The following is a 20,785-nucleotide window of genomic DNA, read 5'->3' as shown; positions in this document are numbered from 1 at the left end:
ATGGGCGCGGTGAACGGCGCGCAGCCGGTGGAGCGCGTCCCCAAACAGGACCGCAGCCGCGCCACCCGGCAGCGCCTCCTGGAGGCCGCCGTCTCCTGTCTCGCCGAACGCGGCTGGGCGGGCTCCACGGTCTCCGTCGTCGCCGAGCGCGCCGGGGTGTCGCGCGGTGCGGCCCAGCACCACTTCCCCACCCGCGAGGACCTCTTCACGGCGGCCGTCGAGTACGTCGCCGAGGAACGCTCCACCGCCCTGCGCGCCCTCTTCCCCGAGGGCGCCACGGACCGCCGGGCCGTCGTCGCCGCCCTGGTCGACCTCTACACCGGCCCGCTGTTCCGCGCCGCCCTGCACCTGTGGGTCGCCGCCTCGAACGAGGACCAGCTGCGTTCCCGCGTCACCGAACTGGAGGCCCGCGTCGGCCGCGAGACCCACCGCATCGCGGTGGAACTCCTCGGCGCCGACGAGGCCCGCCCCGGGGTACGCGAGACGGTCCAGGGCTTCCTGGACATGTCCCGGGGCCTCGGCCTGGCCACCCTGCTGACGGACGACACCCCCCGCAGAACCGGCGTGGTGGCCCAGTGGTCCCACATCCTGGACGAGGCCCTGGGCGTCCAGGGGCGTGCGCAACGGCGCCGTCCTTGAGCCTTCAGGGGCTCAGCCTCTCCACCCGCCACCCGCCGCCCTCCCGCGCCGCGTACCGCAGCCGGTCGTGCAGCCGGTTCTCCCGCCCCTGCCAGAACTCCACCGCGACCGGCGCCACCCGGAACCCGCCCCAGTGCGGTGGCACGGGCACCTGCTCCCCCGCGGGATAGCGCGCCGCCAGCTCGGCGTAGGACGCCTCCAGCCCGGCCCGCGAGGCGACCACCGAGGACTGGGCGCTGGCCCACGCGCCCAGCTGCGAGCCGTGCGGCCGCGTACGGAAGTACGCCGCCGTCTCGTCCCGCCCCGTGCGCACCGCGGTCCCGGTGACGACGACCTGCCGCGCCACCGCATGCCAGGGGAACAGCAGCGACACGTGCGGATTCACCGCCAGCTCACGCGCCTTGCGGGACCCGTAGTTCGTGAAGAACACGAACCCCTGCTCGTCGAACTGCTTCAGCAGCACCGTGCGCGAGCTGGGCCGCCCGTCGGCGTCCGCGGTGGAGACGACCATCGCGTTCGGCTCGTACACCGCCCCCGCCGTCGCGGCCTGGGCGAACCACCGCCCGAACTGCTCCATGGGATGCCCGGCCAGCCCGGACTCGTCGAGGCCGTCGGCCCGGTACTGCTCGCGCATCGACGCGGGGTCGGGCCCGGGGGCGGGAAGGGGATCACGGTCGGTCACCCGGTCATCCTGCCGCATGACCGGGGGTGGCCGAGGGCAGTTGGCGGGCGTGGATTTCATCACTGCGTGGCACTGAGTGCCGCACGCCCTCCCCAAAGGTGGCACCAGGGGATATCGTCCTGCTTCCGAAACGGTCGGGTGACCGCCGGCCGCACGTCGCACACATCATGAGGAGCCGCCTGATGTCCGACTTCGTACCCGGACTCGAGGGAGTCGTCGCTTTCGAGACGGAGATCGCCGAACCGGACAAGGAGGGCGGCGCCCTGCGGTACCGGGGCGTCGACATCGAGGACCTGGTCGGCCACGTCTCCTTCGGCAACGTCTGGGGGCTGCTCGTCGACGGAGCGTTCAACCCCGGCCTGCCGCCCGCCGAGCCGTTCCCGATCCCCGTCCACTCCGGTGACATCCGTGTCGACGTCCAGTCCGCGCTCGCCATGCTCGCCCCCGTCTGGGGCCTCAAACCGCTCCTCGACATCGACGAGAAGCAGGCCCGCGCGGACCTCGCCCGCGCCGCCGTCATGGCCCTGTCGTACGTCGCCCAGTCCGCCCGCGGCCCGGGCCTGCCGATGGTCCCGCAGCGCGAGATCGACAAGGCACGGTCCGTCGTCGAACGCTTCATGATCCGCTGGCGCGGCGAGCCCGACCCCAAGCACGTGGCGGCGGTCGACGCCTACTGGACCAGCGCCGCCGAGCACGGCATGAACGCGTCCACGTTCACCGCCCGCGTCATCGCCTCCACCGGCGCCGACGTGTCGGCCGCCCTCTCCGGGGCCGTCGGCGCCATGTCGGGACCGCTGCACGGCGGCGCGCCCTCGCGGGTCCTCGGCATGATCGAGGAGATCGAACGCACCGGTGACGCCGACGCGTTCGTCAGGCGGGCCCTCGACAAGGGCGAGCGGCTGATGGGCTTCGGCCACCGGGTGTACCGCGCGGAGGACCCGCGCGCGCGGGTGCTGCGCCGCACCGCCCGCGAACTGGGCGCCCCCCGCTTCGAGGTCGCCGAGGCCCTGGAGAAGGCCGCCCTCGCCGAACTGCACGCCCGGCGCCCGGACCGCGTCCTGGCGACGAACGTCGAGTTCTGGGCCGCGATCGTCCTGGACTTCGCCGAGGTCCCGGCCCATATGTTCACCTCGATGTTCACGTGCGCCCGTACCGCCGGCTGGTCCGCGCACATCCTGGAGCAGAAGCGCACCGGACGCCTCGTACGGCCCTCCGCGCGCTACACCGGCCCCGGCGTCCGGGCCCCCCGCGAGATCGAGGGCTACGGGGACATCGCCCACTGACCCCGCTGCCTCCGTACCCGTACCCGTGCACGGAACGCGGACGACCCGCGTGCTCTGGTCCCCTCCGAGGAGGGAGCCGGCCGGACTCACCGGCGAGCACGCGGGTCGGGTGACTGCTGAAGATTGGGCCGGCCGCACGCTCGTCTCACGCGCTGGTCCGGCACCGCACTGTGTGTGGTGACGGGCCGCTAGCCCGCAGCCACCTCGCTGGTCCGGGTTTCAGACATGTACCCGATCACCTCCTTTCGGCGTGCGACCCACACTAAGAAGCATCACGCCGGCGCTCAAGTGATTTTCCGGGACGTCGACGCGTCGACGGGACCGGCGGGGGAACCGATCTTGTGGGACCGACGATTTCCGTAATCTTGCGGGAACCAGATGTGGGGTGTGTCACGTTCGAGTTGAATGACAGCCAGTGAGTGATTCGTAGTGAGTGGACAGACGCGCGGGCGCACCGCGCAGGACACGCCGACACGGCCTGCAGGGGGTGCCAGGTGAGTGCTTCGCGCCGTAGTGGGACCACGGACGAGCTCGGGCCTGACGAGCCGGAGCGGGACGGGGCCGATCTGCTGGCCGCTCTGCTCGACGGGATGGACGCGGCGCTGTGCGCGTTCGACGCCGACGGGGTGGTGACGCACTGGAACCGCGAGGCGGAGCGGATCCTCGGCTGGACCGCCGCCGAGGCGGTCGGGCGGCGCGGGTTCGCCGGCTGGGCCGTGCGGACCGCGGACGCCGAGGAGGTCGGGAGCCGGCTGCTGTCCGCGATGCAGGCGCCGGGACGGCAGGTCCACGAGTTCGCGCTGCTGACCAAGGACGGCGGGCGGGTGCTCGTACGGACCCAGTCGGCCGCCGTGCCGGGGCCCGACGGGAAGCCGGCCGGGGTGTACTGCGCCTTCAGCGAGGTGCACGCGCAGATCGACCTGGAGCGGTCGATCGCCCTGAGCGAGGCGCTGTTCGACGACGCCGCCTGGGGGGTCGTGCTCGTCGACGCCGACCTGCGGCCCGCCGTGGTCAACGCGCACGCGGCGCGGGCGCTCGGCTCGGGGCGCACGGCCCTGCTGGGGCGTCCGCTGGGCGAGCTGCTCGCGCAGGGCGTGGAGGAGCTGGAGGGCGCGCTCACGCACGTGCTCGCGGAGGGCGCGCCGCCGGCTCCCGCCGAGATGTGGGTGACCCTGCGGACCGCCGAGGGCGATCAGCGGCGCTGCTGGCGCAGCGGCTTCGTGCGGCTCGCCTCGCCGCTCGCGGAGGAGCCGGTTCCGCTCGGGGTGGCGTGGCTCTTCCAGGACGTGACGGAGAACAAGCAGACCGAGCAGGAGGCGGCGCTGCTGCGGTTCCGCACCAACCAGTTGCACCGGGCGGCGCGCGCGGCCGCCGAGTGCGAGGACCCCGCGGAGGCCGCCTCCGTCCATCTCGACTTCGCGCTCGCCGGGTTCGCCGACCATGCGCTGATCGACCGGGTGGCGGGCGGTTCGGTGGCCGACGGGGAGGGGCCCGTGCGGCTCGTGCGGGGCGCGGCGACGCCCTCCGGCGCGCCGGGGCCCAGTCTGCCCGCCGAGCGGGCCGGACTGCCCGTCCGGTACGCCGCGGGGCATCCGGCCTTCCAGTGTGTCGAGCGGATCGGATCTGTACGGGCCAGCGCGGGGACGACCGAGGGGGAGCGGACCCGGGAGTGGGCGGTCTCCCGGCAGTGGCCGGCGGACTCCGTGCACGCGCTGTGTGTGGTGCTGCGGAGCCGGGGGCGGACGCTGGGGGTCGTCACGTTCCTGCGCGGCGCGAGCCGTACGCAGTTCGAGCGGTTCGACGCGACGTACGCGGAGGACGTCGCCGTGCGGATCGCCGCGGCGCTGGACCTGGCGGGAGTGGCCGGGGCCCGGCGCCCTTAGCGGCGCGGGCTCAGCGCTGCCGGTAGAAGATGCGGTCGCCGTACCGCTCGAAGACGCGGTCGTTCCATTCCAGGCCGCCGTCCACGTTCCCGGAGCGCAGGAGCGGGGGCTCGATGCCGCGGTCCGCGAGGACGCCCGCCGCCGTGGCCATGACCGACTGGAGGACGGCCGAGGTCACGACCGTGGAGGCGGACGCGAAGGGCGCCGGGACGGTGTCGAGGGTGAGCTCCGCGTCGCCGATGGCGATCTTCGAGTCGAGGACGACGTCGCAGTGGTCCTTCAGGTAGGTCCCCGAAGCGTGCCGGGAGCCCGTCTCGGAGGCGTACGCGACCGACGTGACGCCGATGACCCTGAGGCCGAGGGCGCGGGCACTCATCGCCATCTCGACGGGGAGGGCGTTGCGCCCGGAGAGCGAGACGACCACCAGGAGGTCGCCGGCGCGGGCCGGGCTCGCGCCGAGGACCGCGCTCGCGAGGCCGTCGACCCGTTCCAGCGCGGAGCCCAGCGTGGCGGGCATGACGTCGACGCCGACCGCGCCCGGCACGGCGAGCAGGTTCATCAGCGCGAGACTGCCCGCGCGGTAGACGAGGTCCTGCGCGGCGAGCGACGAGTGGCCGGCGCCGAAGGCGAAGAGCCGCCCGCCGTCCGCGACCGTGTCGGCGATCATCGCCCCGGCGGCCTCGATCGGTCCGGACTCCTCGTCCCGCACCCGCTGCAGCAGGCCGATCGCGGCGTCGAAGTACTGCCGGGCCAACGTGCTGTCGCTCATCGGCGAAGTCCCTTCCGCTGTCGTGTCGCGGATCACGTTGCGGTCTGGACCACAGCTGTGTCAATACGCTCCGCAGGAGCGACACTGGGGGTGCGAGGGCCCCTTCTCCACCCGGTCGGGTGCCGGGCCCGGCCGGTCCCGCGGACACCCGTCGGCACGTGCTTTCCACCGCACGGCACGGTTGTCGGTGGTATGCGTCAGAATTGGTGCCAGGGCCAGCGCACACGCCGGTGAGCCACCCAGCCTCCGGCAGAGCTAATCGAGGGGCACGTATGTCCGGACTGATCGACACCACGGAGATGTATCTCCGCACCATCCTCGAGCTGGAGGAGGAAGGTGTGGTCCCCATGCGCGCCCGGATCGCCGAGCGCCTCGACCAGAGCGGACCGACCGTCAGCCAGACGGTGGCGCGGATGGAGCGCGACGGCCTGGTGGCCGTGGCCAGCGACCGTCACCTCGAGCTCACGGAGGAGGGCCGCCGGCTGGCCACGCGCGTCATGCGCAAGCACCGCCTCGCGGAGTGCCTGCTCGTCGACGTGATCGGCCTGGAGTGGGAGCAGGTGCACGCGGAGGCCTGCCGCTGGGAGCACGTGATGAGCGAGGCGGTCGAGCGCCGGGTGCTCGAACTGCTGCGCCACCCGACCGAGTCGCCGTACGGGAACCCGATCCCGGGCCTGGAGGAGCTGGGCGAGAACGGCGCGGACCCCTTCCTGGACGCCGGCATGGTGTCGCTGGCCGATCTGGACCCCGGTCTCGACGGCAAGACGGTCGTCATCCGGCGCATCGGCGAGCCGATCCAGACGGACGCGCAGCTGATGTACACGCTGCGGCGGGCGGGCGTGCAGCCGGGTTCGGTCGTCAGCGTGACGGAGTCCGCGGGCGGGGTGCTCGTGGGCAGCGGCGGGGAGGCCGCGGAGCTGGAGTCGGGCGTGGCGTCCCACGTGTTCGTGGCGAAGCGGTAGGACCACGGGCGAGGGCCACGGGCGAAGAGGATCACGACCGCGGCAGCGACGGCGGCAACTGACAGGGGTCTGTGCGCTGTGCGCACAGGTGGGGTGCCGGCCCGAAGACCGGTTCCCGGTCGTCGCGGGGGCGGCCGGGCGGTTCCGCGCGTGCCCGGCCGGGCGCCGTCGTGCGCGGCGGCGTGCCCGGGGCGTGTGCCTGCCCGCGCCCCCGACCAGGGCTTCTCGCGGCGGCCCCGCCCGGCTCCGGACCTCGTCGTCAACTGCCGCACCGGACGCCTCAGTTGTTCCCCTCCGGTGTTCCCGCAGAAACAAAGATTCAGTGCGTGGAATTGCAGCGGACGAGCCGTTCGCGTGCAAGGCTGTCGCGAGAGGCATATGACCTGAGGGCTCTTGACCGTGACGGCAGCGGCGCCGGCGCGCGGTCGGGGAGGGGGCGCAAGGATGTGCCGCGGACGTTCGGAGGGCCCCGGCGCCGTGTGGCGCCGGGGCCTGTCCTCCCCTGTGCTGACCCGGAGCCCCGAGCTCCCAGGGTCATCCCCTTCGGACCGTCATCCCCGAGCGGCCCGCCCCCCGTCGGAGATCTCCCCTCGGGGGCGGCGGCCAATCCTTGGGCGACGTCACTCGAAGGAGGGGTGTTACCGCCAAGGAACCCATTTTCGAATACGTATTCGATAGCGTGGGGGCGACGGGACGACCACGGAGTACGCGGGAACAACCAGCAGGAGCAGCGGGCCGGGCCGGCCGAGCGGATCAATGGGGGTGCCAGCGTATGGTGCGGCGCATCGACGTGACCGGTGCGGGCGGGGTGCGCCTCGCGGCCTGGGAGTTCGCCGATCCTCCCAAGGGCGATCCGGGCGCGGGCGCCACCGAGCGGGCGCCCGGTGTGCTCCTGCTGCACGGGCTCATGGGCCGCGCCTCGCACTGGGCGTCCACCGCCCGCTGGCTCGGCGAGCGGCACCGGGCGGTGGCGCTGGACCAGCGCGGCCACGGACAGAGCACGAAACCGCCGGAGTCGCAGTACACGCGCGAGGCGTACGTCGAGGACGCGGAGGCCGCGCTCGAGGAGCTGGAGCTCGCCCCGGCCGTCCTCGTCGGGCACGCCATGGGCGCCCTGACGGCCTGGCAGCTCGCGGCCAAGCGGCCCGACCTGGTGAGCGGGCTGGTCATCTGCGACATGCGGGCGTCGGCGCTCGGGTCCGCCTCCCAGCGGGAGTGGGAGCACTGGTTCAAGTCCTGGCCCGTCCCGTTCGCCACGCTCGCGGACGTGCGGAAGTGGTTCGGCGAGGACGACCCGTGGGTGGAGCGGCCCAATCCGTCGCGCGGGGAGTTCTACGCCGAGGTCATGGCCGAGTACGCGGACGGGTGGCGGCCCGTCTTCGAGCACGAGCAGATGCTCAAGTCCCGGGAGGCGTGGGTGTACGACGCGCACTGGGAGGAGCTGGCGCAGGTGCGCTGCCCCACGCTGGTCGTGCGCGGGCTCGACGGGGAGCTGGGGCGGGCGGAGGCGCAGGAGATGGTGCGGGTGCTGCCCGACGGGCAGTACGCGGAGGTGGTCGACGCGGGGCATCTCGTGCACTACGACCAGCCGGCGGCCTGGCGGGCCGCCGTCGAGCCGTTCCTGGACGGGGTGCTCCGCTGAGGCTGCCGTCGGGCGGGTCCGGTACGCGGGGCTACGCCTTGCTCACCGCTGCCAGGATCTCCGGGAGGCGGGCGGCCGTCCGGGGGGCCGCCAGGCGCAGGCCCGCGAGGGTGAGCGCGGCGCCGTAGGCCGTGCCCAGGGGGAGCAGGATCCAGCTCCAGGTCCCGCCGGTCGCGGTCGTGTCGAGGTAGATCGTGAGGGCGATGACCGGGGCGCACAGCAGGGCCGCCGAGACGATGCCGCCGAAGACCGAGATCCAGGCCAGCCCCGCCTGCCCGGGAGCCACGTTCTTGTAGCCGTCCTGCGGGATCGAGTACGGGAAGCGGGCGGAGGACCAGGCGCCGGTCGCCAGCATCGCGCCGAGCAGCGCGAAGGTGAGGCCGAGCGCCGCGGGCAGGGCCGCCCAGTCGCCGAGCAGCGCCGTCGTCAGGACGGTGACGAGGGTGGCGTACGGGAGGGTGATCAGCAGCAGGGCGAGGGCCCGGCCGCGCAGTTCGACGTACGCGTCCCTGGTCGAGGAGACCGTCATCGCGACCATCCAGAACGCCGACGTGTCCTGCCCGAACTGGTTGTACATCTGGATGCCGAGCATCCCCGCGGCGAAGCACGCGAAGTAGATCGAGCCGGTCCCCTGCAACGCGTTGAACACCGGCACGATCAGGCCGATCCCGAGCGACGTAGCCCACGCCGCCTTCGTCTTGGGATCCCGCCACACGTATCGCAGGCTCCGCTCCATCACCGTGCCCGTGCGGCCCGCCGGCAGCAGCCGGCCGAGGCCGAAGGAACGGCCGGCCCCGTCCCGTACGGGTTCGGCGGCTTGCAGCGTCGAACCGTCCGGCGAGGTCATCAGCCGGGTCAGGCCCCGTTGCCAGTAGCTCAGCAGCGCCGCGAGCGCCAGGCCGCTCAGGGCGAGCTGGAGGGCCCCGGCGGCGTACGAGCCGTGGCTGACGGAGTCCACGGCGCCCAGCGCGGACGCGGGCGGCACCCAGCGCAGTACGTCCGCCGCCGGGCCCAGCGTGGCCAGGCCCGACGAACCGAGCTTCTGCGCGCCGAAGTTGACGACCTGGGCGCCCACGGCGATCACCAGACCGCTCAGCACGGCGAGGTCACGGCCCTTGCGGCTGGTCAGCAGCCGGAGGTTGGCGGTCGCGACGGCCCGGGCGAGGGCCACGCAGACCAGGAGCGCGAGGACAGCCGCGACGACACCGGTGACGTACGCCGCCGGTCCGTGCGCCGTCGCGACGACCGAGCCGGCGAGCAGGAACAGCGCGAACAGCGGTCCGATGCCGACCAGGGACGCCAGCAGCAGCGCGCGCACGAGGGGGCGCGGGCGCAGCGGCAGCATCACCAGACGGGTCGGGTCGAGGGTCTCGTCGCCGCCGGGGAAGAAGAGCGGCATGACGGCCCAGCCGAGGGCCAGTACGGCCGTCAGCAGCACCGTGACGTTCACGGCGTGCGCATGGCCGCGCAGCGCGATCAGGCCGATGAGCTGCAGGGCGGCGAGGAGCAGCAGGAGGACGAGCGACGCGATGTACGCGGCCCGCCGCCCGGCGGACCGCCGCAGACCGTTGCGCAGCAGGGCCAGCTTCAGCCGTACGACGACGGGGGTGACGGACGCCGTGGCGGCCTGTGCGGTGTTCACCGGGCACCGCCGCCCAGCCAGTCGAGGTCGGAGGCGGCGCCGCGGCCGTTCGCACCGACGAGTTCCAGGAAGGCCTGCTGCAGGGAGGGCGCGGCGCCGCGGACCTCGGCGAGCGGGCCGTGGGCGCGGATGCGGCCCGCCGCCAGCACGGCGACCCAGTCGCAGAGCGACTCGACGAGTTCCATCACGTGGGAGGAGAAGACGACGGTCGCGCCGGAGGCGGTGTAGCGCTCCAGCACCCCGCGGATCGTCTGGGCGGAGACCGGGTCGACGCCCTCGAACGGCTCGTCGAGGAACAGGATCTCGGGGTTGTGCAGCAGGGCGGCGGCCAGGCCGATCTTCTTGCGCATGCCGGTGGAGTAGTCGACGACGAACTTGTGCTGCGCTCCGGCGAGGTCGAGGACGTCGAGGAGCTGGGTGGCGCGTTTGTCGACCTCCGCGCCGGGGAGTCCGCGCAGGCGGCCCGTGTACGCGAGCAGTTCGCGTCCGGAGAGCCGTTCGAAGAGGCGGAGCCCCTCGGGCAGGACGCCGATGCGGGCCTTGACCTCGGTGGGGTCGTGCCAGAGGTCGTGGCCGACGACCTCCACCGTTCCCTGGTCGGGGCGGAGCAGGCCGGTCAGCATGGAGAGGGTGGTGGTCTTGCCGGCGCCGTTGGGGCCGACCAGTCCGATGAACCGGCCCGCGGGGAGGTCGAGGTCGATCCCCGCGACGGCCGTCTGCTCCCCGAACCGCTTCCAGAGCCCGCGTACCCGGACCGCAACCGCGTCGACCGTCATGCGCGGCACGATAGCCCCGCCGGGCCGCGGAGGGTGAACATCCGCGGGTCCGCCGTGGCTGATCGCGCGGTTCCCCGCGCCCACCGGACCCGCACCGGCCCGATCCGCCCGCCCGATCCGCCCGCCCGATCCGCCCATCCACCCGCCCGGCGGGGCTACCGGCGGGACTACCGGCGGGCGTCCCGGCCGCAGGCGTACGCCAAGGGGGAGATCAGTTCCTCCGCGTCGGGGAGCCAGCGGTTGGCGGGGGTGGGCCGGCAGGCCCACTGGACGGCCCCCCGCGCACCGAACCGGGTGGGCGGCGCGGCCACGTACGCCCCCTCGCCGAGCACGTCGAGGTCGAGGGAGGCGAGCGGCCATCCCAGCCTGCGCACCAGATCCGGCACCTTCGCCCCGGCCCCCGGCAGGACGAAGAACTGCATGCGCCGGTCCGGCGTACAGGTGACGGGCCCGAGCGTCAGTTCCATCCGCCGCATCCGCGCCAGCGCGAGGAACCCCGCGGTCTCGGGTACGTCGATCGCGTCGAACGTCCGCCCCGTCGGCAGCAGGATCGACGCCGTGGGCTGCTTCGCCCACAGCCGGCGGGCGACGGTCGCGCTGCCCGTCGCCACCGTCGCCCAGTCGTCGCGCGCCGGGTGCGCGCCGGGTACGGCGCACGCGGACTCCCCGCAGGAGCAGCGCTGCGCACCGTCGACGGCCTCGAGCCAGGTGCCGGGGACCACGTCCCAATGGCGCTCCTCGGCGTAACGCACGGCGGTGTCCTGCAGCGATTCGCCGCGCTGCTGCGGGATCTGAGCGGTCTCGGTGCCTGCGATCGTCTCTTCCACGTCCACTCAACTCCCTCACCCATCCGTGGTTACGGCCCCCGCGCGCGCGGGGGAGGAGCACCGATTCCATACGTGGGGCGCATGGGTGCATCTGTGGGGGCGCGCACGGGAGGCGGCAGCGGGGGGTGGGTAGCCATGTGAGGGGCAGGCAGAAGCCTTTACCCCGGCAATCCTCGCATGTCTCGCATCTTCGGTATGTCCGCGGGGCATTGATCTTCGAGGCCGGAACTTTCCCTCTCCCGTACGGGAGCGTGAGGTCCCCGGTCGCTGAGAGCTCGTCAACTCGGTGCGTGTGGGCGGCACCGCAGCCACAGGGGGTTAAGCCAATGGCCGCAAGGCCGCTCGTCGCGCGGCAGCCGAACGAACGACTGCAGGCGCTCATTCAGGAAGCGGGCTGTTCGAATGCCGGTCTGGCCCGCCGGGTCAACATGTGCGGCGCGGAGCACGGTCTGGACCTGCGCTACGACAAGACGTCCGTGGCGCGCTGGCTGCGCGGGCAGCAGCCGCGGGGCCGGGCGCCCGCGATCATCGCCGAGGCGCTGGGCCGCAAACTGGGCCGGACCGTCACGATCGACGAGATCGGCATGGCGAACGGCAAGAACCTCGCCTCCGGCGTGGGACTGCAGTTCTCGCCGACGGTCCTCGGCGCGATCGAGCAGGTCTGCGAGCTGTGGCGCAGCGACGTGGGGCGCCGGGACTTCCTGTCCGGCTCGTCCGTCGCGGCCTCCGCGCTCGTCGAGCCGAGCCGGGACTGGCTGATCTCCTCGCCGGACGCGCAGGTCTCGCGCTCGGCGGGCCCCCGGGTCGGGCAGTCCGACGTGGCGGCGGTGATCGCGATGACCCAGGCGCTCGTCGACCTCGACCACCAGTACGGCAGCGGGCATGTGCGCCCGGTGGTCGTGCACTACCTGAACAGCGTCGTGTCGGGGCTGCTGGCGGGCTCGTACCGGGAGGCGGTCGGGCGTGAACTCTTCGCGGCGGTCGCGCGGTTGACGGAACTCGCCGGCTACATGGCCATCGACACCGGGCAGCCGGGGCTCGCGCAGCGTTACTACATCCAGGCGCTGCGGCTCGCCCAGGCGGCGGGCGACCGCGGGTACGGCGGGTACGTGCTCGCCGCGTCCATGAGCCATCTGGCCGCGCAGCTCGGGAATCCGCGGGAGATCGCGCAGTTGGCGCGGGCGGCGCAGGAGGGGGCGCGCGGGCGGGTCACACCGCGCGCGGAGTCGATGTTCCACGCGGCGGAGGCGCGGGGACACGCGTTGATGGGTGACGCGCGCTCGGCGCAGGTGGCGTCCGGCCGGGCGGTGTCGGCGCTGGAGCAGGCCGATCCGGAGTCCGGGGACGACCCGCGGTGGATCGCGCACTTCGACGAGGCCTACCTGGCCGACGAGTTGGCGCATTGCCACCGGGACCTGGGGCAGGCCGAGGCGGCGGCGCGGCGTGCGCAGGAGTCCCTCGCCGGGCACCCCGAGTCGAGGGCCAGGCGGCGCGCGATCGGGTACGTGCTGCTGGCCACCGCGCAGGTGCAGCAGCGCGAGGTGGAGCAGGCCTGCCACACGGGCCTGCGCGCGGTCGAACTGCTGGGCACGCTGCGGTCGAACCGGGGCGCGGAGTACCTGGACGACTTCCAGCAGCGCCTGGAGCCGTACCGGGACGAGCCGGTGGTCCGGGAGTTCGGGACGCGGATGGATCTTCAGGCGGCGGCCTGAGGGACGTTGACCGGATCGCCTCGGGTCCGGGACCCGGCCGGATCGCTCCGGCCCGGGTGCCGCGGGCCCGGGGCGGTCCGGTCGGGCGTCCGCCCCCCCCGGCGCCCCGGCGACTTCGGGCATGAACGTGTTCGGACGGAACGTGTGAGGAATGAAGCACATGGTGGGAAAAGCGGCGTGAAACAGGGGCTCGAACGGGGCCCCGGGGGCGGTTTGTCACCTGCTGTCCCCGGTGCCGGAGGTCACGTCCCGTGCTGCGTGGCAGCGGCCCTCGGGGACCCGGTAGCGTGAACCGACGATTCCGAAGGTCCCCCATTCGTAGGAGTCCCGGTGACGCACAACGGACAGGGCGACGAGCCCTCGGCGCGACCCGCGCGCGAAGGCATCGTGCTGCCGTCCGACGGCGGCGAGCCCCTCCTGCCCGGCCAGACGGGCGACCGCGCGGTCCCGGCGGGCGGCCAGGCCTGGGACCAGTCGTGGGGCCCGCGTTCCGCTCCGCAGGCTCCCCAGGAGCCCGGTCAGGGCTGGACGCCCACGGACGAATGGGGCAGCGGCGACCAGAGCCAGGGCCAGGGACACGCACAGGGACACGCACAGGGTCAGATGCAGGGTCAGGGCCAGGACCCGCAGATATCCAGCTGGAGCGCGCCGCCCCGGGACACCGGCGGCCAGGGAGCGCGGACCCCGGGCTGGGACGGCTCCCCGCAGGGACAGATCGCGCAGTACGGCGGGTCCCAGGACCACCAGGCCCCGTACGGGGCGCAGGACCCGGGCGGCCGGTGGGGCGACCCGCAGGCGTCCGGCGGCGCGATACCCCAGGGCGGCCACGGCTACCCGGACGCCTCCGGCGGGGCGGGCCCGGGCGCGTTGCCGCCCGCCACGCCCATGGACGAGGGCGCGACCCAGTTCCTGCCGCCCGTCGCCCCGAACGCGTCCCTGCCCGGGGCACCGTCCGCGGACGAGGGCGCCACGCAGTTCCTCCCGCCGGTCGGGCCGGGTGCGCTGCCGCCCGAGATGCCCGCCGGGGGTGCGCCCCCCGGCGCGTCGTCCGCAGAGTCGACCCGCTACCTCGGCCGCGTCCCCAAGGACGGCCCCGGGCAGCAGTCCGGCGGGAACGGCGCGGGGCCCCTGCCCGCGGCCGTGGACCCCGACGCCCAGCCCACCCAGTTCATGGCGCCGGTGCCCGCACAGCCCGGCGCGCCCGGTCCCGGGGCGGGAGCCGGGTACGGGGCACGTGCCGACGGGCCCGAGGACCGGCAGCAGCCGCCCGCCGAGTTCGACAGCCTCTTCCGGACGGACGTCCCCGGCGACGCCGGGGGCTCCACCCAGCAGCTGCCCCGGTTCGACCAGCCCCGCTCGCGCCGGCAGCAGGGCAGACAGCAGCAGACCGCCGCGTCGCCCGAGTTCGGCACCCCGGCGGGCTTCGGTACGCCGTCCGGTTTCGGCGCCCCCGGCGGTGCCGGTGCGCCGGCGGCCCCCGACGGCCCGGGCGGGCACGGTGGACGCCGGGGCGCCGCGGACGGTGACCACGGCCGCGGTGGCCGGTCCCGTTCCCGCGTACCGCTGATCGCGGCCGTCGGCGTCGGTATCGCCGTGCTCGGCATCGGCGCAGGCGCCCTGCTCAGCGGGGGCGGCGGGGACGAGGACAAGAGCGACGGGAACACGACGGTGGCGGCGACCGCGCCCGCCACCGACGCCTCCGGTTCCGACTCCGCCTCGGTGGGACCGGAGGAGGCGCAGGCCGTGGCGCTGGACAAGCTCCTCGCGGACAGCGGCAACAGCCGCGACTCGGTGGTCAAGGCCGTCGACAACGTGCGCAGGTGCAGCAATCTCGGCCAGGCCGCCACCGACCTGCGTGACGCCGCCAAGCAGCGCAACGCACTGGTCACCCGGCTCGCCGGCCTCTCCGTCGACAAGCTCGACAACCACGCGCAGCTCACGGCGGCGCTCAACAGCGCGTGGAGGGCCTCCGCCGCGGCGGACACCCACTACGCGGCGTGGGCCGACCAGGCCGCGGACAAGAAGGGCTGCCGCAAGGGGCAGGCCCGTTCCACGGGCCAGACCGCCGCGGGCAACCGCGAGAGCGGCACCGCGACCACGCAGAAGGCCAGGGCCGCGAAGCTGTGGAACTCCATCGCGCAGACCTACGGGCTCACGGAGCGGCAGCCGGGGCAGCTCTGAGCGCCGCGGGCCGGCGCGGTCACGCGTCCGTCTTCTCCAGGACCTCGGACACGTTCACGAAGCCCTTGCGTTCCGTGACCAGCCGGCCCCCGCGCACCACCTGGAAGGTCACGTCCGCGTTGACCATCCGCGGGAAGTCGCTCGCCACGAGCAGGTTCCGGAAGCTCCAGCTCAGCGTCGGCGTCAGCCCGCCCGTCGTGACCTTCAGCCCGTTGTCGAGCGTGCGCCGCAGGGTGCGCGCCGACACCTCGCCGCCGCCCAGTGACTCGATCGTCCTCCTCAGGACGGTGTACGCCACCCAGGTCGTCTGGGCACCGGGATCGCCGACGTCGATGCGGTTGTCGCCGAAGGCCTCCTCCTCGACGACCGCGCGCATCGGCTCCCACCGCTCGTCGCCCGCCGCCGGGTACCAGCCGGTGACGTACGCGCCCTCGTACGTGCTGCCCGTCGCGTCGACCGTCGACTGGTCGACGCTGCCCAGCACGGAAGCCGTGTGCACCGTCGGATAGTTCTTGCGGGTCCGCCGGAACGAGTCCATGAAGATGTCGGTGCGGTCGCCCAGGGCGGGGATCACGCACCCGGCCTCCTGCGGGTCCGCCGAGACCCGTTGCAGCGCCCGCAGGGCGTGTCCCGCGTACTCCGAGGCGTCCTCGGCGGCCCGCTGGTCCACGGAGGCCGCGTGGCCCGCCGCCGTCAGGCCCGAGTCGAGCAGCACCGGCAGCTCGTCGCCCGCGGTCGTGTCGGGGCGGACGAGCGTGACCGGACCGCAGGTCCTGGCGAGCTGCCGGCCCAGGCCGGCCAGCAGGGAGGGCTGGCCGCCGTTCACCGGATAGGAGAGCGGGCTCCTGAACTCGTCGTCCGTGACGCCGTAGCCGCCCAGGTAGGGGATGCCGGCCGCCTCCAGCGGGGAGAAGAAGGAGCGGGCGTGCTGGCTGTACGAACCGACGACCGCGACGACGTCCTCCTCGACCGCGCGGCGGGCGCAGTTCGCGGCGGCCACGGTGTCGTTGTGGTCGTTGCAGGTGAGGACCTGGAGCTTGCGGCCGTTGATGCCGCCGTGCCGGTTGACCCAGCGCGCGTACGCCTTCGCCATGGCGGGCATTCCGGGCTTGTCGGTGGTTCCCGTCCTCTCGGGCGCCCACGTCATGACCTTGACGGTGCCGTCCCCCGGACCCCCCGCGGTACCGGGGACGACCCCGCATCCGGCGACCATGGACACACACGCCGCCAGCGCGCCGGCGGACAGCGCTGCGGCTCCGGTGCGGGGGAGGCGCCGACGGAGGGCGGTGCGGAAGGTGTGGAGGTGTCGCCTGCCGGTCATGGACACGCACGATTCCCCCACACCGCTACGGCCGGTGTGACTCTCGGTCGACGTGCGGTGACGTCCGGGTGAACACCGGGGTGCGGAACGGGCCGCCGCGGCGGGAACGTACGATCGGTGACCGTGCAAGGTTCGGAGAACTCTTCCCGTCGCGGGCGTCGCTCATCCACCATGGGCGGCATGCCACTGAACGACATGCCGTGGTGGCGCTGGCGCAGCAATGTGCGCTCCGCGCTGCACATGCTTTCCGACACAGAGTTCCAGCGGGGGATCTGGCTCGCGGGGGTCGACGGGTACGGGGACGTGACCGACGCCGTCTACCGCCTCGTCGAGGACACCTGGCTGGACAACTGGTCCGCCGAGAAGTACATCGGGACGATCTTCCGCGATTCGCAGGAGGCCGCGCTCGTCGACTCCGCCGTGCTGCGGGTGCTGCGGATCATGCACCAGGTGGGGCCCGACGCTCCCGTCTCGGCGTACCTCGACCACGCGGGGTGGCCGGAGGCCGTGCGGGCCGCCCGGGACGCGCATGTGCGGATGGCTGTGAGCGACGGGGAGGAGGCGGACGTGCCGCCCCGGACGCTCGAAGTCCTGCGGATCATGACGCGGTCCGCCTGAGGTCCGTCGCCCGCCGCGGGGAACCGCGCGCTCGGCCCCCGCCGGCCCGCAGGCTCCGTACGGCCGTCCGGGATGCGGGCGCGTGCGTGGGCGCGGGGTCCGATATGGGACCCTGGCGCACATGAACGAGCAGTACGTCCTGACGCTTTCCTGCCCCGACAAGCAGGGCATCGTGCACGCCGTGTCGAGCTACCTCTTCATGACCGGGTGCAACATCGAGGACAGCCAGCAGTTCGGCGACCACGACACGGGGCTGTTCTTCATGCGGGTCCACTTCTCGGCGGAGCTGCCGGTGACGGTGGAGAAGCTGCGGGCCAGTTTCGCGGCGATCGGCGACGCCTTCGAGATGGACTGGCAGATCCACCGGGCCGACGAGAAGATGCGGGTCGTGCTGATGGTCAGCAGGTTCGGGCACTGCCTGAACGACCTGCTGTTCCGGGCACGGACCGGCGCGCTGCCCGTCGAGATCGCGGCCGTGGTGTCCAACCACACGGACTTCGCCGAGCTGGTGGCGTCGTACGGCGTGCCGTTCCGACACATTCCGGTCACCAAGGAGAACAAGCCGCAGGCCGAGGCGCAGGTGCTCGACCTGGTGCGGGAGCAGGGCGTCGAGCTGGTGGTGCTGGCGCGGTACATGCAGGTGCTGTCGGACGACCTGTGCAAGCAGCTGAGCGGCCGGATCATCAACATCCACCACTCGTTCCTGCCCAGCTTCAAGGGCGCGAAGCCGTACCACCAGGCGCACGTACGGGGCGTGAAGCTGATCGGCGCCACCGCGCACTACGTGACGGCCGACCTCGACGAGGGGCCGATCATCGAGCAGGAGGTCGAGCGGGTGGGGCACCAGGTCACGCCCGAGCAGCTGGTCGCCGTGGGGCGGGACGTGGAGTGCCAGGCGCTGGCCCGGGCCGTGAAGTGGCACGCGGAGCGGCGGATCCTGCTGAACGGGCGGCGGACCGTCGTGTTCGACTGAGGTCGCGGGGCGGGACGGCGCCGTGCCGGTGCGCCGGGCCGCGGATGGCCGCCGGCCTACATGCGGCTCAGTGACGCCGCCGCGAAGAGGACGTCCCTGATCGCCTCCCGGTCTCCCACCTGGCCCGCCGCCGCCTCCTCCGGGGAGACGTGCCCCGCGGCGAGCTGGCAGAACTCCACGCCGTCCAGCGCCACGTGGGCCACCTCGTCGTCGGCGGCGGGCGGGGCGGCCGGGTCGTCGAGGGGGATGAGCCACTCTCCGCCGCCCAGGCCCTCGATCTCCAGGCGCAGGCTCCGGGACGGCCGCCGGCGGGCGGGGGCCGCCAGACCTGCCTGGCGGCGGGCCGCCAGGGCCGAGGGGAGCATACGGGCGCCCAGGTCGATCATCGCGTGCAGATGGCGCGGGGCGGGCGGCTGGTAGGGGTAGTCGACCGCGTCCGCGATGTCCCCCGCGTGGACCCAGGTCTCGAAGGCGCGGTCCAGCATGGAGTCGCGCAGGGGGAGCTCGAAGTCGCCGTAGGAGACGGGGAGCCGGCCGGAGCCCCCGCCCGCGAAGGCCGCCGTGCGCACGAGGTTGTGCGACTGCTCGCGCCACGGGCCGCGTACGGAGCGGGTGGGCGGGAAGCGGGCCGCGCCCCAGAAGGCCTCCGTGCGGGCCGCGGGGGTCGGGGTGTGCGCCGCGGCGTCCAGGGGGTCGTCGAGGCCGAGGGACAGGGCGACCAGGCCGTCCACGGTCAGGAGGTGCGCGAGGACTCCGGCGACCGTGGTGCGGCGGCTCGTCGGCTCCTTGCCGTCGAACCAGCGCAGGCGCACCGGGGCGTGCCACTCCACGTCGCCGATGTCCTGGAGCAGCTGGTCCAGGCGGGCCGTCTCCGCGTCGTACGGGGTCGCCCAGGCGGGCACCGGGATACGGGGCGGGCGGCGGCCCAGGCAGGCTTCCAGGACGCGGGTGCGCAGGGCCGGGTCTAGGTCGAGGCTCTCCGGCGGGTGCAGGAGGCCCACCGCGCCGCGCAGGCGCAGGGCCTCGTCCGCGCAGTCGCCGCAGTCGCCGAGGTGGTCCTCCACCGCCGCCGTCTCCTCGGCCGAGCAGGCCGCCAGCGCCCAGGCGCCGAGCAGGGACTTCAGGACCCGGTGCTCCAGGACCAGGGGCGGGGCGGGCAGGGGCCGGCCCGTGTCCTCCACGGACATGCGGGGCAGGGGTATGCGCGGAGGCGGCCCGGCGGGGGCGCCGTGTCCGCCGGGAGTGCCGTGTCCGCCGGGCGGGGGCGTGGGGCCGCCCGGCGGATGCCCGGGCTCGTCCCCGCCCTCCTCGTACGGGCCGAAGGGGTTCGCGCTGTTCACCGGGTACCCCCGTGTTCGGGCGGCGTCCCGGAGGGGCCGGCGTCCTGGGCCGTGGAGAGGAGCTGGAGGCCCAGGCGCAGTCGGCGGCGGGCCTCGTCCTCGGTGACGCCCAGGTCGGCGGCGGTCTGGCGGTAGTCGCGGCGCTGGAAGTAGGCGAGTTCCAGGGCGCTGCGCAGCGGGGCCGGCATGGACGTGACGATGTAGTCGGCGCGGGCCGCCACCGAGGCGCGGCGGACCTTGCGCTCCAGCTCCTCGGTCTCCTCCGTGCCGCCCGTGCCGCCCGTGCTGTCGTGGGCGAGCGCGGCGGTCTCCGTGGTGCGCAGGCGCTGTACGGCGAGGCAGTGGGTCAGTGTGGCGACCCAGGAGCGCAGGGGGCCCTGTCTGGGGTCGTACGACTCGGGGTTCTCCCAGACGTGGGCGAAGACCTCGCGGGTGATGCGGTCGGCGGACCGCTCATCTCCGAGCACGCGGTGGGCGAGACCGTGCACGAGCGAAGCGAACCGGTCGTAGAGCTCGCCGAGCGCGGCGGCCTCTCCCCGGGCGAGCCGCTGCTGCATCTTGCGGTCCCAGCGGGGTGGCGCGTCCTTCCTGGCCATGCGGCCCCCTCGCCCCCGTCCGTGCCGTGCGTCTGTCCCTGTGTCCACCGGATTCTCCTCTCCGGCTTCCCCTCGAATGTAGTCGGCACCCTCGACCGCGCACGCCCCTTTATGGCAATGCGCGCCCCGGGAGGCGGCGGGGATGGTAGGGCGTCGACCGCGTGGGGTACGCGATCCCTGACGCTGTGTGTGTCCCTGTCCCGACTTGTCCCGGCCGTGTGTGACCGGACCGGAGCGGTGGCGACCGGAAGCGCTTGTCCCGGGTGCGTTTCGGATCGGCTTTCCGTGTTTCGTGCCGCGCGGGGTGGGGCAGCCACGGTCCAGGAAGCGTAGGAACGGCTTCCGTTTCCCGGGCCGGTCTCCGGGCCGTCCGGGTCCGACATCGTCGAGCGAGGGACAGGCGCGTGACGCTCAGGGTGACCGAAGGCGAGCAGCGCGGGCTGGGCCGTCGTGCACGTCTCGGGCGAGATGGATCTGGTGACGTCGCCCGTGCTGCGGCAGCGCATGCACGAGGCGGTCGCCGACGGGCGGCGGGATGTCGTGCTCGACCTGTCGGGAGTGCTGTTCTGCGACAGCAGCGGGGTCGGGGTCCTCATCACCGGGCGCCGGCTGATCCGGTCCTGCCAGGGGCGCCTTCGGCTGATCCTTCCCGGGCAGGGGGCGGACGGGGGCTCCTCCCGGCCGGGCGAGACCGGGATCGGGGGCGGCTCGCACGTGAACCGGGTCCTCGGGGCGCTCGGGGTGCGCAGGCTCTTCGACGTCTATCCGGACGTCGACGCCGCCGTCGACGACGAAGCCACCCCCCTGCCGGCGTGAACACCGGCGCGCACGGGGAAGAGGATCGTCCGTAGGTCCGTGACGGCGTTGTCGCGGATTTCCCCCTGTCTTGGCACAAGCGTCGTTTTCCCGTCCCGGAGAGGTCCGGCCGTCGTACGCTCC

18 protein-coding genes are annotated in these 20,785 nt (G+C 73.7%); 10 read left to right on the top strand and 8 right to left on the bottom strand.

Going from position 1 to position 20,785, the window contains the following annotated elements; translation table 11 throughout:
• Positions 1-639, top strand: coding sequence for a TetR/AcrR family transcriptional regulator (locus QFZ75_RS17010; protein WP_307537881.1), 639 nt, complete (start codon positions 1-3; stop codon positions 637-639).
• 4 nt (positions 640-643) lie between these two features.
• Here the strand turns inward: QFZ75_RS17010 and pdxH are convergent, their stop codons facing one another.
• A complete protein-coding gene (gene pdxH / locus QFZ75_RS17005) occupies positions 644-1,339 on the bottom strand; it encodes a pyridoxamine 5'-phosphate oxidase (protein WP_307537879.1) in 696 nt (231 codons plus the stop codon).
• Positions 1,340-1,503: 164 nt separating this feature from the next.
• Between pdxH and QFZ75_RS17000 the strand changes: the two genes are divergently transcribed.
• Together QFZ75_RS17000 and QFZ75_RS16995 are read left to right on the top strand one after the other, a co-directional pair.
• On the top strand, positions 1,504-2,604 hold the full coding sequence (locus tag QFZ75_RS17000) for a citrate synthase 2 (protein WP_307537877.1): 1,101 nt from the start codon (positions 1,504-1,506) through the stop codon (positions 2,602-2,604).
• Positions 2,605-3,098: 494 nt separating this feature from the next.
• Positions 3,099-4,487, top strand: coding sequence for a PAS domain-containing protein (locus QFZ75_RS16995; RefSeq protein WP_307537876.1), 1,389 nt, complete (start codon positions 3,099-3,101; stop codon positions 4,485-4,487).
• Positions 4,488-4,497: 10 nt separating this feature from the next.
• On the opposite strand, the gene QFZ75_RS16990 is transcribed toward QFZ75_RS16995, so the two are convergent.
• On the bottom strand, positions 4,498-5,256 hold the full coding sequence (locus QFZ75_RS16990) for an SIS domain-containing protein (RefSeq protein ID WP_307537873.1): 759 nt from the start codon (positions 5,254-5,256) through the stop codon (positions 4,498-4,500).
• 272 nt (positions 5,257-5,528) lie between these two features.
• On the opposite strand from QFZ75_RS16990, the gene QFZ75_RS16985 reads away from it, so the two are divergent.
• Both QFZ75_RS16985 and QFZ75_RS16980 read left to right on the top strand, forming a co-directional pair.
• The gene (locus QFZ75_RS16985; RefSeq protein ID WP_307537871.1) at positions 5,529-6,218 is read left to right on the top strand and encodes a metal-dependent transcriptional regulator; all 690 of its coding nucleotides are present in this window, start codon (positions 5,529-5,531) and stop codon (positions 6,216-6,218) included.
• A gap of 772 nt (positions 6,219-6,990) precedes the next feature.
• Complete coding sequence (locus QFZ75_RS16980) at positions 6,991-7,860, top strand: alpha/beta fold hydrolase (protein ID WP_307537869.1); 870 nt, start codon at positions 6,991-6,993, stop codon at positions 7,858-7,860.
• Between the two features lie 31 nt (positions 7,861-7,891).
• On the opposite strand, the gene QFZ75_RS16975 is transcribed toward QFZ75_RS16980, so the two are convergent.
• The 3 genes from QFZ75_RS16975 to QFZ75_RS16965 all read right to left on the bottom strand — a co-directional run bounded on the left by QFZ75_RS16975 (position 7,892) and on the right by QFZ75_RS16965 (position 11,105).
• The gene (locus QFZ75_RS16975) at positions 7,892-9,502 is read right to left on the bottom strand and encodes a transporter (protein ID WP_307537867.1); all 1,611 of its coding nucleotides are present in this window, start codon (positions 9,500-9,502) and stop codon (positions 7,892-7,894) included.
• Entirely contained in the window at positions 9,499-10,278 is a 780-nt protein-coding gene (locus tag QFZ75_RS16970) for an ABC transporter ATP-binding protein (RefSeq protein WP_307537865.1), read from the bottom strand. The genes QFZ75_RS16975 and QFZ75_RS16970 overlap by 4 nt, the downstream gene beginning before the upstream one ends.
• Positions 10,279-10,445: 167 nt before the next feature.
• Positions 10,446-11,105 (bottom strand): bifunctional DNA primase/polymerase, encoded by a 660-nt coding sequence (locus tag QFZ75_RS16965; protein ID WP_307537863.1) that lies wholly within the window; start codon positions 11,103-11,105, stop codon positions 10,446-10,448.
• A gap of 326 nt (positions 11,106-11,431) precedes the next feature.
• On the opposite strand from QFZ75_RS16965, the gene QFZ75_RS16960 reads away from it, so the two are divergent.
• Positions 11,432-12,817, top strand: coding sequence for a transcriptional regulator (locus tag QFZ75_RS16960; protein ID WP_307537861.1), 1,386 nt, complete (start codon positions 11,432-11,434; stop codon positions 12,815-12,817).
• 330 nt (positions 12,818-13,147) lie between these two features.
• A complete protein-coding gene (locus QFZ75_RS16955) occupies positions 13,148-14,998 on the top strand; it encodes a hypothetical protein (protein WP_307537859.1) in 1,851 nt (616 codons plus the stop codon).
• Between the two features lie 19 nt (positions 14,999-15,017).
• Here QFZ75_RS16955 and QFZ75_RS16950 read toward each other — a convergent pair whose 3' ends face one another.
• Positions 15,018-16,319, bottom strand: a complete 1,302-nt coding sequence (locus tag QFZ75_RS16950) for an ABC transporter substrate-binding protein (protein ID WP_307537857.1) — start codon at positions 16,317-16,319, stop codon at positions 15,018-15,020.
• Positions 16,320-16,436: 117 nt separating this feature from the next.
• Between QFZ75_RS16950 and QFZ75_RS16945 the strand changes: the two genes are divergently transcribed.
• Together QFZ75_RS16945 and purU are read left to right on the top strand one after the other, a co-directional pair.
• Positions 16,437-16,937, top strand: coding sequence for a hypothetical protein (locus tag QFZ75_RS16945; protein ID WP_307537855.1), 501 nt, complete (start codon positions 16,437-16,439; stop codon positions 16,935-16,937).
• 121 nt (positions 16,938-17,058) lie between these two features.
• Positions 17,059-17,910, top strand: coding sequence for a formyltetrahydrofolate deformylase (purU, locus tag QFZ75_RS16940; protein ID WP_307537853.1), 852 nt, complete (start codon positions 17,059-17,061; stop codon positions 17,908-17,910).
• Positions 17,911-17,966: 56 nt separating this feature from the next.
• On the opposite strand, the gene QFZ75_RS16935 is transcribed toward purU, so the two are convergent.
• Positions 17,967-19,250, bottom strand: a complete 1,284-nt coding sequence (locus QFZ75_RS16935) for a zf-HC2 domain-containing protein (RefSeq protein WP_307537851.1) — start codon at positions 19,248-19,250, stop codon at positions 17,967-17,969.
• Complete coding sequence (locus tag QFZ75_RS16930; protein ID WP_307537849.1) at positions 19,247-19,846, bottom strand: sigma-70 family RNA polymerase sigma factor; 600 nt, start codon at positions 19,844-19,846, stop codon at positions 19,247-19,249. The genes QFZ75_RS16935 and QFZ75_RS16930 overlap by 4 nt, the downstream gene beginning before the upstream one ends.
• A gap of 468 nt (positions 19,847-20,314) precedes the next feature.
• Between QFZ75_RS16930 and QFZ75_RS16925 the strand changes: the two genes are divergently transcribed.
• Positions 20,315-20,662, top strand: a complete 348-nt coding sequence (locus tag QFZ75_RS16925) for an STAS domain-containing protein (protein WP_373465890.1) — start codon at positions 20,315-20,317, stop codon at positions 20,660-20,662.
• The last annotated feature ends 123 nt before the right edge of the window (positions 20,663-20,785 follow it).

The sequence above is a fragment of the Streptomyces sp. V3I8 genome (assembly GCF_030817535.1).
Lineage (GTDB): Bacteria > Actinomycetota > Actinomycetes > Streptomycetales > Streptomycetaceae > Streptomyces.
This window is presented reverse-complemented; position numbering and strand designations above follow the sequence as displayed.